General features: G+C 73.7%; 14 protein-coding genes. 1 reads left to right on the top strand and 13 read right to left on the bottom strand.

From position 1 onward, the window contains the following. Window positions 1-68 precede the first annotated feature (68 nt). The 13 genes from gcvP to TEK04_RS05800 all read right to left on the bottom strand — a co-directional run bounded on the left by gcvP (window position 69) and on the right by TEK04_RS05800 (window position 12,360). A complete protein-coding gene (gene gcvP, locus TEK04_RS05860) occupies window positions 69-3,020 on the bottom strand; it encodes an aminomethyl-transferring glycine dehydrogenase (RefSeq protein ID WP_336403381.1) in 2,952 nt (983 codons plus the stop codon). A gap of 23 nt (window positions 3,021-3,043) precedes the next feature. Next, entirely contained in the window at window positions 3,044-3,604 is a 561-nt protein-coding gene (locus TEK04_RS05855; RefSeq protein WP_432277317.1) for a MerR family transcriptional regulator, read from the bottom strand. A 222-nt stretch (window positions 3,605-3,826) separates the two neighbouring features. Beyond that, window positions 3,827-4,315: a bifunctional nuclease family protein gene (locus TEK04_RS05850; RefSeq protein WP_336403380.1), complete on the bottom strand. Its 489-nt coding sequence runs from the start codon at window positions 4,313-4,315 to the stop codon at window positions 3,827-3,829. A gap of 83 nt (window positions 4,316-4,398) precedes the next feature. Further along, entirely contained in the window at window positions 4,399-5,238 is an 840-nt protein-coding gene (gene ftsR / locus TEK04_RS05845; protein ID WP_336403379.1) for a transcriptional regulator FtsR, read from the bottom strand. After that, window positions 5,235-5,753 carry an oxoglutarate dehydrogenase inhibitor Odhl gene (gene odhI, locus TEK04_RS05840; RefSeq protein WP_336403378.1) on the bottom strand — a complete coding sequence of 173 codons (519 nt, stop codon included), beginning with the start codon at window positions 5,751-5,753 and terminating at the stop codon, window positions 5,235-5,237. Before odhI ends, ftsR begins: the two co-directional genes overlap by 4 nt. Window positions 5,754-6,041: 288 nt before the next feature. Then, window positions 6,042-6,446, bottom strand: a complete 405-nt coding sequence (gene gcvH / locus TEK04_RS05835; protein ID WP_336403377.1) for a glycine cleavage system protein GcvH — start codon at window positions 6,444-6,446, stop codon at window positions 6,042-6,044. A gap of 31 nt (window positions 6,447-6,477) precedes the next feature. Continuing rightward, complete coding sequence (locus TEK04_RS05830) at window positions 6,478-7,293, bottom strand: DUF881 domain-containing protein (protein ID WP_336403376.1); 816 nt, start codon at window positions 7,291-7,293, stop codon at window positions 6,478-6,480. Window positions 7,294-7,304: 11 nt separating this feature from the next. After that, window positions 7,305-7,637, bottom strand: a complete 333-nt coding sequence (locus TEK04_RS05825; protein ID WP_336403375.1) for a small basic family protein — start codon at window positions 7,635-7,637, stop codon at window positions 7,305-7,307. 4 nt (window positions 7,638-7,641) lie between these two features. Then, window positions 7,642-8,583, bottom strand: a complete 942-nt coding sequence (locus TEK04_RS05820) for a DUF881 domain-containing protein (protein WP_336403374.1) — start codon at window positions 8,581-8,583, stop codon at window positions 7,642-7,644. After that, a complete protein-coding gene (gene clsA, locus TEK04_RS05815; protein WP_336403373.1) occupies window positions 8,580-9,212 on the bottom strand; it encodes a cardiolipin synthase ClsA in 633 nt (210 codons plus the stop codon). Before clsA ends, TEK04_RS05820 begins: the two co-directional genes overlap by 4 nt. Window positions 9,213-9,382: 170 nt before the next feature. Next, on the bottom strand, window positions 9,383-9,937 hold the full coding sequence (locus tag TEK04_RS05810; protein WP_336403372.1) for a DUF421 domain-containing protein: 555 nt from the start codon (window positions 9,935-9,937) through the stop codon (window positions 9,383-9,385). 82 nt (window positions 9,938-10,019) lie between these two features. Beyond that, on the bottom strand, window positions 10,020-11,258 hold the full coding sequence (locus TEK04_RS05805) for an alpha-hydroxy acid oxidase (protein WP_336403371.1): 1,239 nt from the start codon (window positions 11,256-11,258) through the stop codon (window positions 10,020-10,022). 31 nt (window positions 11,259-11,289) lie between these two features. After that, entirely contained in the window at window positions 11,290-12,360 is a 1,071-nt protein-coding gene (locus tag TEK04_RS05800; protein ID WP_336403370.1) for a LacI family DNA-binding transcriptional regulator, read from the bottom strand. 342 nt (window positions 12,361-12,702) lie between these two features. On the opposite strand from TEK04_RS05800, the gene rhaI reads away from it, so the two are divergent. Beyond that, window positions 12,703-13,872 (top strand): L-rhamnose isomerase, encoded by a 1,170-nt coding sequence (gene rhaI, locus TEK04_RS05795; protein WP_336403369.1) that lies wholly within the window; start codon window positions 12,703-12,705, stop codon window positions 13,870-13,872. Window positions 13,873-13,882 lie beyond the last annotated feature (10 nt).

Genomic DNA, 13,882 nt, shown 5'->3' with positions numbered 1-13,882 from the left:
GGCTCCCACGCCCCGGGGGCCGGGGGCGGGGCCAGGGGCCGAGGGGGGCGGGGCCGGGAAAGCGGAGGTCAGGCCTGGGCGAGTTCCTGGACGGTGCCGACGCCCTCGGGGTCGCCGTCCGCCCGCGGCTGCTGCGCAGCGACCGGCGCGGGCTCGACGTCGGCGAACGCCTCGGGGGACGGGCACGAGCACACCAGGTTGCGGTCGCCGTGGGCGCCGTCGATGCGGCGCACCGGAGCCAGGTACGAGCGGTCGACCAGCGCGGGCAGCGGGTGGACGGCGACCTCGCGGGAGTACGGCCGGTCCCAGTCGCGGGCCAGCATCGCCAGCGTGTGCGGGGCGTTGCGCAGCGGGTTGTCGGTGGCGTCCCACTCCCCCGACTCCACCCGGGCGATCTCGCCACGGATGGCGACCATCGCGTCGACGAACCGGTCGAGCTCGGCGAGGTCCTCGCTCTCGGTCGGCTCGACCATCAGCGTGCCGTTGACCGGGAAGCTCATGGTCGGGGCGTGGAAGCCGTAGTCGACCAGCCGCTTGGCGATGTCGTCGTTGGTGACGCCGGTGGCCTTGGTGATGCCGCGGATGTCGAGGATGCACTCGTGGGCCACGAGCCCCTCGGCGCCGGTGTAGAGCACCGGGTAGTGCTCGCGCAGCCGGGCGGCCACGTAGTTGGCGGCCAGGATCGCGTGCTCGGTGGCCGAGCGCAGGCCGTCGGGGCCCATGAGCCGGAGGTAGGCCCACGAGATCGGCAGGATGCCCGCCGACCCGAAGGGCGCGCCCGACACCGCGGGGCCCTGCCCACCGGTCTCGACCAGCGGGTGACCGGGCAGGAAGGGCACCAGGTGCTCGGCCACACCGATCGGCCCCACGCCGGGGCCGCCGCCGCCGTGTGGGATGCAGAACGTCTTGTGCAGGTTGAGGTGGCTGACGTCGGAGCCGAAGCGCCCCGGGCGGGCGAGCCCGACCAGCGCGTTGAGGTTGGCGCCGTCGACGTACACCTGACCGCCGGCGTCGTGCACCGCGGCGCAGATGTCGCACACCGCGGTCTCGAACACCCCGTGCGTCGACGGGTAGGTGATCATCAGTGCGGCCAGCCGGTCGGCGTGCTGCTCGACCTTGGCCCGCAGGTCGGCGACGTCGACGTTGCCCTGGTCGTCGCAGGCCACCACGACCACGCGCATGCCGGCCATGACCGCCGACGCCGCGTTCGTGCCGTGCGCCGAGGACGGGATCAGGCAGACGTCGCGCTGGGAGTCCCCGCGGGACTGGTGGTACCCGCGGATCGCCAGCAGCCCGGCGAACTCGCCCTGCGACCCGGCGTTGGGCTGCACGCTCACCGCGGCGTACCCGGTGATCTCGGCCAGCCCGGCGCACAGCTCGTCGACCAGCTGGGCGTACCCGCGGGCCTGCTCGGCCGGGGCGAAGGGGTGCAGGCCGGCGAACTCGGGCCAGGTGATGGCGGCCATCTCGGTGGCGGCGTTGAGCTTCATGGTGCACGAGCCCAGCGGGATCATCGTGCGGTCGAGCGCGAGGTCCTTGTCCGACAGCGAGCGCAGGTAGCGCAGCATCGCGGTCTCGCTGCGGTGCGCCGCGAACCCCGGGTGGGTCAGGTACTCGCTGCGCCGGTGCAGCTGCGCCGGCAACGCGTCGGTGGCGTCGTCCAGGCCTCCGGGCTCGACGCCGAAGGCGGCGGCGACGTCGTGGAGCGTGGCCACCGTGGTCGTCTCGTCGCAGGCGACCGCGACGTGGTCGGCGTCGACCAGCCGCAGGTTGATCCGGCGCTCGGCGGCAGCGGCGAGCACGGCGGCACCGCGCCCGGGCACCCGGGCCAGCACGGTGTCGAAGAAGTGCTCGTGGACGACGTCGACCCCACCGGCCCGCAGCCACCCGGCCAGCGTGGTGGCGCTGCGGTGGGTGCGCGCCGCGATCGCCGCCAGCCCCTCGGGTCCGTGGTAGGTCGCGTAGGCCCCGGCGATCACCGCCAGCAGCACCTGCGCGGTGCAGATGTTGCTGGTCGCCTTCTCGCGGCGGATGTGCTGCTCGCGGGTCTGCAGGGCCAGCCGGTAGGCGACGTCGCCGTCGGCGTCCACCGAGACGCCCACCAGGCGGCCGGGCAGCTGCCGGGCCAGGCCCTCGCGCACCGACAGGTAGCCGGCGTGCGGGCCGCCGTAGCCCATGGGCACGCCGAAGCGCTGCGTCGTGCCGCAGGCGACGTCGGCGCCCCACTCCCCCGGTGCCTCCAGCAGCGTCAGTGCCAGCAGGTCGGCGGCGACGACGACGGCGGCACCGGCGGCGTGCGCGGCCGCGGTGAGCGCCCGGTGGTCGCGCACCGCCCCGGAGGCACCCGGGTAGGCCAGCAGCACACCGAACGCGGACGGGACGTCGGCCGGCCAGCCCTGCGACAGGTCGGCCACGTGCAGGGTGATGCCCAGCGGCTCCGCCCGGGTCTGCAGCACCGCCAGCGTCTGGGGCAGGGTGTCGGCGTCGACCACGAAGACGCTCTCGGGCTTCGCCCGGCCGGCCCGGCGCACCAGGGTCATGGCCTCGGCAGCGGCGGTGGCCTCGTCGAGCATCGAGGCGCCGGCGACGGGCAGCCCGGTAAGGTCGGCGATGACGGTCTGGAAGTTGAGCAGGGCCTCCAGCCGGCCCTGGCTGATCTCGGGCTGGTAGGGGGTGTAGGCGGTGTACCAGGCCGGGTTCTCCAGGATGCAGCGCTGGATCACCGCCGGGGTGGTGGTGCCGCTGTAGCCCAGGCCGATCATCGAGGTGAACACCTCGTTGGCGGCCGCCCGCTCGCGGAGGGCGGCGAGCACCTCGGCCTCCCCCGCGGCGGCGGGCACCTGGAGCGGGCTGCGGTCGCGCACGACCTCGGGCACCGCGGCGTCGACCAGCGCGTCGAGCGAGGGCTGCCCGACGGCCTCGAGCATGCGGGCGACGTCGGCGGGGCGGGGCCCGATGTGCCGGGCGGCGAACGCCCCGGTCGGCTGCAGTGCGTCCAGTGCGGGGAGCGGGAAGTCCACGCCCCGAACGTACCCGGGTGGGGTCAGGCGGTGGCGCGACGCCGACGGCGCGCGGACAGCTCGTCGTCGGCCTGCACCGGCCCGCCGTCGAGGCGCTCGGCCGGGAGTTCGGCGAGCTCGCCGGAGAGCTCGCGCAGCGCACCGGAGACGGCGATGCCGAACACGCCCTGCCCGCCGGCGAGCAGGTCGACGACCTCCTCGGCGGAGGTGCACTCGTAGACGGTGGCGCCGTCGGACAGGAGCGTGATGTTGGACAGCTCCTTCACCCCGCGGGTGCGCAGGTGGTCCACGGCCTTGCGGATGTTCTGCAGCGAGACCCCGGTGTCCAGCAGACGCTTGACGACCTTGAGCACCAGGATGTCGCGGAAGCTGTAGAGGCGCTGGGTGCCCGACCCGGTGGCGGTGCGCACCGACGGGGAGACCAGACCTGTTCTCGCCCAGTAGTCCAGCTGCCGATAGGTGATACCAGCGGCGGCGCACGCCGTCGGGCCGCGGTAGCCGAAGGCGTCGCTGTCGGCCTCGTCGTAGGAGGGAGCGCCCACGGCTGCGTCGGTGAACAGCTGACCCTGGTTGCCGTCGCCCACGTCAGCGTCCTCCTCGTCGAGCGGCCGAACCGGACGTCCGGGTCGCAGTCCCCGTGCGGCGGCCGAGCCGAGGGCTCGACTTGCACCGGGGTGATTCGTCGAAGGTAAGCGGGCCTGCTGGGGTGGTCAACCGAGGCGTGCGGCGTGTCGACCAGCTCACCCGCCGGGGTGACCTGACCGTGACCTGCGATGGGCTGGCCGTGACCGCCCCGTCACAGACGGTCAGCTGCCGGACTCCTGCTGGCCAGGTCCGAAGAAGTCGTCGGGGGTCACCTGGTCCAGGAACTCCCGGAACTTCTCGACCTCGTCCTCCTGCTCGTCGGGGATCTCGATGCCGACCTCGTCGAGCAGTGCCTCGGCGCCGTAGATCGGCGCGCCGGTGCGCACGGCCAGGGCCACCGCGTCGGAGGGGCGGGCACTGACGGTGCGCTGCTCCCCGAACACCAGCTCGGCCAGGTAGATGCCGTCCTTCATCTCGGTGATGTGCACCGCCTGCAGGCTGGCACCCAGCGCGGTCACCACCTCGCGCAGCAGGTCGTGGGTCATCGGCCGCGCCGGCCGCACCCCCTGCTGCTCGAACGCGATCGCCGCGGCCTCCACCGCGCCGATCCAGATCGGCAGGTAGCGCTCGCCCTGGGTCTCCTTGAGCAGCAGGATCGGCTGGTTGCCGGGCAGCTCGACCCGCACGCCGACCACTCTGAGCTCCTGCACGTCGGGCCTCCCCCGGTCGGTGTGGTCGGCCCCGCCGGTGGCGGGGCCGGTGCTGCGGTCGCTGCCCATCAACCTACGCGGCGTCAGGAGCCGGCGTCGGCGCCCAGCACCTCGCGCAGCCGCGCCTGCAGCAGCGCCGTGTGCAACTGGGCCGAGAGCGCCCCCAGGTCGGTCAGCTGCTCCGCGGCCCGGGCGTGCGCGTCCTCGGAGCGGGCCAGCAGAGCCGGGGCCACCACCTGCTCCAGCAGCGCCGCCTCGCGCTCGGCGCTGGTGCGGTACACCCGCAGGTGCCGGGCCTCGATGCCGTGCCGGGCCAGCCCGCCGGCCGCGCGGGCCACCGCCACCGCGGCCGCCGGGTAGCGCCCGTCGGCACCGGGGGCCAGCAGCCCGAACTGCACGCAGTCGGCCAGCTGCTCCCGCTCCAGGCCCGCGGCCGCGCAGAGCTCGGTCTCCGACAGCGGCCCGGACGTCAGCTCGGTCGTCGGCTCCGTCGTCGGCTCGGTCGGGGCACCCGACGTCGCCGCGGCCGGCGCGGTGGGCGAGGCCGGCGGCCCGGCCGGCGGCGCCGGGGTGCCCGGGTCTACCGCGGGTGGGGCGAGCGCGCCGGCCGGCTCCTCCCCCCGGTCGATCGCGTCGAGCTGCTCCTTGATCACGCGCAGCGGGAGGTAGTGGTCCCGCTGCGCGGTGAGCACGTAGCGCAGGCGCGCGATGTCGGCGGTGGAGAACTTGCGGTAGCCCGACGGCGTGCGCTGCGGGTGGACGAGGTCCTCGCCCTCCAGGTAGCGGATCTTGGAGATCGTGACGTCGGGGTACTCGTCGCGCAGGTCGGCGAGCACCTCGCCGATGGTGAACCGGGGCCGGCCGTCGACCTGGGCCGCGCCCGCGTCGGGGAGCTGGTCCCCGGGCCGGGGCGCGGCGGTCACGACGTGGCGGGCTCGCCGGTGCGCGGCCCGGTCAGGTAGACCAGCCGGAACTTGCCGATCTGCACCTCGTCACCACCGGCGAGCGAGGCTACGTCGACCGGCTCGCGGTTGACGTAGGTGCCGTTGAGGCTGCCGACGTCGTGCACGGTGAAGCCGCCGCCCTCGCGGTGGAACTCGACGTGCCGACGGCTCACGGTGACGTCGTCGAGGAAGATGTCGCTGTCGGGGTGCCGGCCTGCGGTGGTGACCTCCTGGTCGAGCAGGAAGCGGCTGCCGGCGTTGGGGCCACGCTTGACCACCAGCAGGGCCGAACCGGCCGGGAGCGACTCCACGGCGCCCGCGTGGGCGTCGAGCGGCGTCTCCCCGGTCTGCGGCGCCTCGCCGGAGTCCTCGCCGCCCACCTTGGGGATGACGCTGGTGGACTCACCCACGCGCTCGGCGGAGAGGGCCGAGCCGCACTGCGCGCAGAAGCGACTGCCCTCGGGGTTCTGGTGTCCACATCGAGTGCAGTGCACGGTGTCTCCTCCGGTGTGCAGGCGGCGCCGCCGCGGTCCTCCTGCCGACTCTGGTGTCGAGCAGGGGGTCGGGCCGCGGCCGGCCGGCGGACGACGGGCCGGGCGGCCCGCCGTGGGTCGGCCGCCGCGTCTGCGGACGGGCCGGGATCATCGAACCAGTCGGCCGACCCGAGGGTCAACCGGACGTCGAGGCTTGTGGTGCGAGGCCGTCCACGACGCGCTGCTCGCGCCGACGACGACCTGTCCGGCGAGCATAGTGATCGCCGCACCCGGGGTGCCCGGGGGGACTCAGCCCTGGTCGACCAGCGCCTGGTAGGCAGCCGCGTCGAGCAGCTCGGCGGTGGGGTCCTCGACGTCGCCGGTGACCTCGATCTCGAGCAACCACCCCTCGCCGTAGGGATCGGAGTTGACCGTCTCGGGCGCCTCGGCCAGGGCCGCGTTCACCGCGGTGACCGTGCCGGCCAGCGGGGCGTAGACGTCGGAGACGCTCTTCGTGGACTCGACCTCGCCGACGGGGGTGCCCACCGCGAGCTCCTCCCCGACCTCGGGCAGCTGCACGTAGACGATGTCGCCCAGGGCGTCCTGGGCGTGGTCGGTGATGCCGATGCGCACCACGGTGGCGGCCCCGGAGGACCCCTGGACCTGGGCCCACTCGTGCTGGTCGGTGTAGCGGCGGTCCTCGGGCGTGCTCATGCGGGGCGGGGCTCCTGTGGGACGGGTGCGGTCAGTCGTCGACGGGTTCAGCGTATTGAGGCTCGTCGAGGGGCCGCAACGCGTCGACCACGACGAGGTCGGACTGCTCGATGCGGACGTCGCCGCCCTTGCCGCGGACGGCAGCACTGACCCCCCCGGGAATGCCCATGGCGGTGGCCAGCACCTGCGGGTCGCCGATGACCACCACGACGTAGGGGGCGGTGAGGCCCGTGCCGTCCATGGTGAGGTTGCCCGCCGAGCCGGTGACCGCGCTGCTCACCCCGACGCGGACGTCGTCGACCTGCATCGTCTCGGCACCGGCGCCGCGCAGCTCCTGGATGGCGTTCAGCAGGACCGCGGGGGTCACCTGGCCCTCGGGGTCGGTGATCGTCATCGTCAGGCCGGGGCCCTGGGCCGCGATGCTGCCGTTGAGGATGCCCAGCTCGGTGGCCCGGCGCTGGGCCTCGGCCAGGGCCGCGGCGGACTGGCTGTCGGTGTCGGTCAGCTGCTGCAGGGCCGTGCGCTGCTCCTGGATCTGCTCGCGCAACCGGTCCTCGCGGGCGTTGACGTCGTCGAGGATGCGCACGAGGTCCTCCTCGCGGGCACCGCTGTAGGTGGCGTCGGTGTCGGTGCTGCGGACCTGGACGGCGAAGGCGAAACCCAGCAGCAGGGTGAGCACCCCGATGAGGGCGGCCGCCAGCCGGTCGCGCCGGTGGTGCCGGACCCGGTGCCACAGCGACGGCCCGCCGGCCTGGGTGGTCGCGGGTGCGTCCGCCGGCTGCGGGGCGTCTGCGTCGGCGGTGTCGTGGTCGGCGGTGTCGTGGTCGGGTCGGTGGGCGTCGGCCATCGGTGCTCCCCTCAGGCCCGGAACAGGTGTCGGCGGATGGCGGCGGCGTTGCCGAAGATGCGGATGCCCAGCACGACGACCACGGCGGTGGACAGCTGCGCCCCCACCCCCAGCTGGTCACCCAGGAAGACGATGACCGCGGCGACGACGACGTTGGACACGAACGACACCACGAACACCCGGGCGTCGAAGATGCCGTCGAAGCGGGCCCGGATGCCGCCGAAGACGGCGTCGAGGGCGGCCACGACGGCGATGGGCAGGTAGGGCTGCAGCCAGACCGGCACGCTCGGGTCGAGCAGCAGGCCGAGCACCACGCCCACCGCGAGGCCGAGGATGGGGATCACCGGGTCAGTCTCCGTCGTCCGTGGTCGGGGGTGTGTCCGGGTCGGTGGCCGGATCAGTCGCCGGTGCCGAACCGGCGGGGTCCACCGGTTCGGCGTTGCGCAGCTCGGCGCTGCTGGCCCCGGGGAGCTGGAGGTCCTCGGACCGGCCGAAGGTGAACACCCAGTCGTAGGTGACCTGCAGCTGGCCCAGGTAGGTGGCCTCGGGGGTCTGCAGGAAGCCGTTGTTCAGCGCGTCGGGGTCACCGATCGCCTGCACCTCGTAGGGGCTGGTGACCGGGCGCAGGTCGACCAGGATCGCCCCGCCGGCCTGCCGGATGGTCGTGGTGGGCCCCAGCCGTTGCCCGTCGATGCTGATCGCCTCGGCGCCGGCCGACCACAGGGCGTTGACCAGCAGCTGCAGGTCCCGGTCGAGCACCTGGGCGACCTCGTCGTCGGCGGTGGCGTCGGCCACCGGGTCGTCGCCGGCGGAGGGCAGGGCGTTGCCCAGGGTGACCACCAGCCCCGGCCCGCGCACCGGCTGCGAGGCGGCACCGGCCTCCTGGCGGGCGAGGTCGGCCAGGGCCACCTGGCCGACGGCGGAGGCCGACAGCGCCTGGTCGCGGGCGGCGCCGACGTCGGCCTGCAGCTGCGCGAGACCCGTGACCAGGTCGTCGGTCACCTCGGACTCGCGGTCGATGTCGGCGATCAGGGCCTCGCGGATCTGCTGGCGCCCCTCGGACCCCGCAGCTGCCTGGTCGTAGGTCAGCGCGGCGAGCAGGCCGGCGAGGGCCATCGTGGCCGCGACCGCGGCCTGGCCCCGTCGGCGGGCAGCCCGGGTCGGGGCCGGGCGCGTGGCCCGCGCGGCAGCGGCCTGCGCGTAGGCCGGGTCGACGGTCTCGGCGAGCACCTGGTCCAGCAGCGAGGCGCCCAGCGACCGGGTGCGGGAGGCCTGCTGGGTGCCGGTCACCGCTCGGCCCGGCTCTGGCGGACCAGGCCGACGGCCTGCACCACGTACAGGACGGCGGCCAGCAGGTACAGCGCCCCGCCCCAGATGGTCAGGGCGTAGGCCGGCGGGGCGATGACGGTGGCCAGCCAGCCGGTGCCGTCGGCCATCAGCAGGCCGGGGAAGGCGTAGAGGAGGATGAACGTGGCCGCCTTGCCCAGGTAGTGGACCTGCAGCGGGGGCCAGCCGTGGGCGCGCAGCACGAGCAGGACGACGGCCAGCAGCAGTTCGCGGGCCACGATGACCGCCACGAACCACAGCGGCACCACGTCGCGGAGGACGAAGGCGACCAGGGTGGCGACGATGTAGAGCCGGTCGGCGGCCGGGTCCAGCAGCGCACCGAGCCGGCTGGACTGCCCCAGCGCCCGGGCGAGCTTGCCGTCGGCCCAGTCGGTGACCCCCGAGACCATGAGGACGACGACCGCCCAGCCGTCGGCCTGCGGCCCCAGCAGCAGCCACAGGAACAGCGGGACGCCGAGCAGCCGCAGCACCGACAGCGCGTTGGGGACGGTCCAGACCGCGTCGCCGAGCTCGTCACGCGACACCGGGGGCGCCTTGGCACCCTCGGCGGTCCCTCGCTCCCCCACAGCCACCAGCCCAGGCTAGTGGCCGGTACCGACACGGGTCATCGCGGCGCGGCCGGTCACCGGACGGGGCGGGTGCAGGTGGCCGTCAGCGCCCCCTCGGGGGCCGCCCGGGCCAGCAGCGAGTCGAGCCGCATGACCCACGCCGCAGGGCTACGCCGCAGGGCTACGCCGCAGGGCTACGCACCCGGCCTGTCGCGGCGGTCGTCCCAGGTCGGCTGACCACCCGCGTCCGGGACGTCGGCGAGCGCGGTCCGGTCCCCCGCTGCCGACGCCGGGACGACGCTGAGCGTGCCGTCGCTCTCCAGGACGACGGCGGCCACGTCGGTGAGCGCGCCCTGACCGCTGGCCCGCACCGCCTGCCTGACCTCGGACTCCGCGACCCGCTGGGCGCGCATCGCGTCCGGGCGGAAGTCGCCGTCGACCAGCACGGGCGTCGGCCGGGCCGTGACGACCGACCGGGCCCACGGGAGCCGCACGGTGAGCCGGGCGACCACGTACTGCAGGGCCACCAGCAGGACCAGGGCCGACGCGCCCTCGGACCAGGAGACGTCGGAGCTGAGCAGCACCGTTGCCAACGTCGACCCCAGGGCGACGGTGACGACCAGGTCGAAGGCGTTGAGCTTGGCCAGCGTCCGTTTCCCGGACACGCGCAGCACCAGCACGAGGGCCGCGTAGGCACTCACCCCCACCAGCAGGATCCGGAGCAGGTCGGACCAGGTGTCGAACCACATCGACCTGCCCTACCCGGGGGCCCGGCACCGCCGAAACCCCCACCGAAACCCCCATCGAAATCCCCGCCGAGACCCCCGCCGGTCAGCCGCGGGGCACCAGCCGGTGCAGCTGGGTGACGTGCCGGGGCTCGAGCTCGCGGATCGAGCTCACCCCGAGCAGCCGCATGGTGCGCACGATCTCCGTCGTCAGGATCTCGATGGTCCGGTCCACGCCGGCGCGGCCGCCGGCCATCAGGCCGTAGAGGTAGGCCCGGCCGATGAGCGTGAACGAGGCGCCCAGGGCCATGGCAGCCACCACGTCAGCGCCGTGCATGATCCCGGTGTCGACCATGACGCACGCCTCGTCCCCGACCTCCGCGCGCACCGCGGGCAGCAGGTGGAAGGGCACCGGCGCGCGGTCGAGCTGACGACCACCGTGGTTGGACAGCACGATGCCGTCGACCCCGGCGTCCAGCACTCGGACCGCATCGGCGACGGACTGCACACCCTTGACCACGAGCTTGCCCGGCCACATGCCGCGGATGACGTCGAGGTCGTCGTAGCTGATGGTGGGGTCCATCGCCATGTCCAGCAGGTCACCCACGGTGCCGCCGGTGGTCGACAGCGAGGCGAACTCCAGCTTGGGGGTGGTCAGGAAGTCCCACCACCACCACGGCCGCAGGCTGGCGTCCAGCACCGTGGAGGCGGTCAGCTGGGGCGGGATGGAGAACCCGTTGCGCTTGTCCCTCAGCCTGGCTCCGGCGATCGGGGTGTCCACGGTGAACTGCAGGGTGTCGAACCCCGCAGCGGCGGCGCGCTCCACCAGGCCGTAGGAGATCGACCGGTCGCGCATCACGTAGAGCTGGAACCAGTTGCGGCCGTGCGGGTTGGCCGCCTGCACGTCCTCGATCGTCGTGGTGCCCAGGGTGGAGAGGGTGAAGGGGATGCCTGCCGCTCCCGCCGCACCCGCGCCGGCCGTCTCGCCCTCGGTCTGCATCAGCCGGGTGAACCCGGTCGGGGCGATCCCGAAGGGCAGCGCGCTGGGCCCGCCCAGCACCTGCACCGAGGTGTCGACGTCGACGGCGGGGCGCAGCACGTCGGGGTGGAACTCCACGTCGGCGAACGCCTGCCGCGCCCGGGCCAGCGACAGCTCGCCCTCCGCCGCGCCGTCGGTGTAGTCGAACGCCGCCCGCGGGGTGCGCCGCTTCGCGACCCTGCGCAGGTCGGCGATGGTCTGCGCAGCAGCCAACCGGCGCCTCTTCCCGCTCAGCTCCGGCTTCTTGAACCGCACCAGCTCGAGCAGCTCGGCGGGGCGGGGCGACTGGCGGCGGACCGGTGGCATCACAGCACCTCGAGGACGTCGGGTCGGGGTGTCATGCGGTGCGCTCACCCCGGGCGGTCGAGCGGCGGGCCATGGAGGACTCGCGCACCACGAGCACGGGTTCGTAGACGATCTGCTCGTGCACGTGCTCGTCGGAGGCCTCGTCGAGCAGCAGCTGCGCGGCCCGCCGACCCATCTCCTGGCGCGGCTTGCGCACCGAGGTGAGCGGCACGGCGGCGGCTGCGGCGAAGTCGATGTCGTCGTAGCCGACGATGGAGCACTCGTCGGGCACCCGGACGCCGTGCCTGGTCATCTCCTGCAGCACACCCAGGGCCAGCAGGTCGTTGGCGCAGATGACCGCGGTCGGGCGCACCGCCGCCGGCATGCCGATGATCTGCGCGGCGGCCTCGCGGCCGGTCGCGACGGTCAGCACCTCGGGGGCGAACACGGTGAGCGACTCCTCGGCACCCCACTGCTCGCGGACCGCGGCCACCACGCCGGTGTACCGCTCCTGGATCTGCGGCAGCCCCGAGGACCCGCCCACGAAGGCGATGCGCCGGTGGCCACGCTGGATCAGGTGGTCGGCGGCCAACCGGCCACCCAGCACGTCGTCCACCGCGACCGAGCACTGCCCGGGGCCTGTCGCTCGGCGGTCGACCAGCACCACGGGGATGCCCCGCCGGCGCAACGACTCCAGGTGTGTAGAGAGGTCGGCGGTCGGGGTGATGAGCACGCCCTGCACGCGCTGCTCGGCCAGCAGGTCGAGGTAGGCCGACTCCTTGGTCGGTCGGTCGTCGGAGTTGCACAGGATGACGGCGAGGCCGGCGTCGTTCGCGACGTCCTCGACCCCGCGGGCGACGTCGGTGAAGAACGGGTTGGCGATGTCGAGGACGACGAGGCCCAGCGTGCGGGACGTGCCCGCGCGCAGCTGACGGGCCGACTCGTTGCGCACGAACCGCAGCTCGGCGATCGCGGCGAGCACCCGTTCGCGGCTGTCCGCGCCGACCTGGTCGGGTCGGTTCAGCACGTTGCTGACCGTGCCCAGCGAGACCCCGGCCCGGCGGGCGACGTCGCGGATGCTCGCGGACAGGGCGGTCTCCTCGGGTCGACGTGGCCGGTTCACGGTAGGACCCGGACGCCGACATGCTGGCACAGACCTGAAACGTGTCAACCACATCGACGCGTCCCGTGCCGCGACGCTGCCGGGTGATTGACAGCGCACAGCCCGGCCTCCTAACGTTCGTGCCATCAGCCATTGAATCGTTTCACTGAACACCACCCACACGACCACGAGGCCACCTGGCCGCCCCTCCTCCTCCTCCCCCCCCGAGGCAGCCGCCCCGGGATCGGCCGTGCTCGTCTTGCGCGCCGTCACGAGGTTTCTCGGCACCGGCGAGACACCGCCGGAGCCGGCCCTGGACTCCGAGGCCCACCTCGCCACCACCACCGACACCGGAGACACACCATGACCGACCTCCGCGCCGCAGCCCTGCAGGCGCTGCGTGCCCAGACCATCGAGATCCCGTCGTGGGCGTTCGGCAACTCCGGCACCCGGTTCAAGGTCTTCGGCGCCCCCGGCGTCGCCCGCGACCCCTTCGAGAAGATCGCCGACGCCGCGCAGGTGCACGCCTGCACCGGCGCTGCCCCCCGCGTCTCGCTGCACATCCCGTGGGACCGGGTCGAGGACTACGGGAAGCTCGCCGCCCACGCCGCCGACCTCGGCGTCGCGATCGGCGCGATCAACTCCAACCTCTTCCAGGACGACGAGTACCGCCTGGGTTCCCTCACCCACGCGGACACGGCGATCCGGGACAAGGCGATCGCGCACCACGCCGAGTGCGTCGAGGTCATGCGGGCCACCGGCTCGACCGACCTCAAGCTGTGGCTGCCCGACGGCACCAACTACGCCGGCCAGGACGACCTGCGCGCCCGGCAGGACCGGCTCGCCGACTCGCTGCAGCAGATCTACGCCCTGCTCGACCCCGGGCACCGTCTGCTGATCGAGTACAAGATCTACGAGCCCTACTTCTACGCGATGGACATCCCCGACTGGGGCACCTCGCTGGTGCACTGCCTGGCCCTCGGCGACCAGGCCCAGGTCGTGCTCGACACCGGCCACCACGCGCCCAGCACCAACATCGAGTTCATCGTCATGCAGCTGCTGCGCGTCGGGCGCCTCGGCGCCTTCGACTTCAACAGCCGCTACTACGGCGACGACGACCTCATCGTCGGCTCGGCCGACCCGTTCCAGCTGTTCCGGATCATGAACGAGATCGTCGAGGCCGACGCCCTGCGGCCCGACTCGGGCATCAACTTCATGCTCGACCAGTGCCACAACATCGAGCCGAAGATCCCCGGCCAGATCCGGTCGGTGACCAACGTGCAGGAGGCCACCGCCAAGGCGTTGCTGGTCGACCGCGAGGCGCTGCACGCCGCCCAGCAGGCCGGTGACGTGCTCGGGGCGCACGGTGCGCTGAACGACGCCTTCGCCACCGACGTCCGGCCGCTGCTGGCCGAGCTGCGCGAGTCCGCGGGCCTGGCACCCGACCCCTACCGGGCGTACGCCGCCTCCGGCTACGCCGACCGCATCGCCGCCGAGCGCACGGGGGGCACCCCGGCCTCCTGGGGCGCCTGAACGACAGGAC

The sequence above is a fragment of the Klenkia sesuvii genome (assembly GCF_037083825.1).
Lineage (GTDB): Bacteria > Actinomycetota > Actinomycetes > Mycobacteriales > Geodermatophilaceae > Klenkia > Klenkia sesuvii.
The sequence above is the reverse complement of the archived record's forward strand: the minus strand, read 5'-3'. Positions and strand labels throughout refer to the sequence as shown.

What these genes read in the sequence shown, in the direction of transcription:
- rhaI (WP_336403369.1), top strand. Translation starts at nt 12,703, where the DNA reads ATGACCGACCTCCGCGCCGCAGCCCTGCAGGCGCTGCGTGCCCAGACC.
- TEK04_RS05805 (WP_336403371.1), bottom strand. Translation starts at nt 11,258, where the DNA reads ATGCCACCGGTCCGCCGCCAGTCGCCCCGCCCCGCCGAGCTGCTCGAG.
- TEK04_RS05830 (WP_336403376.1), bottom strand. Translation starts at nt 7,293, where the DNA reads ATGGCCGACGCCCACCGACCCGACCACGACACCGCCGACCACGACACC.
- gcvH (WP_336403377.1), bottom strand. Translation starts at nt 6,446, where the DNA reads ATGAGCACGCCCGAGGACCGCCGCTACACCGACCAGCACGAGTGGGCC.
- TEK04_RS05810 (WP_336403372.1), bottom strand. Translation starts at nt 9,937, where the DNA reads ATGTGGTTCGACACCTGGTCCGACCTGCTCCGGATCCTGCTGGTGGGG.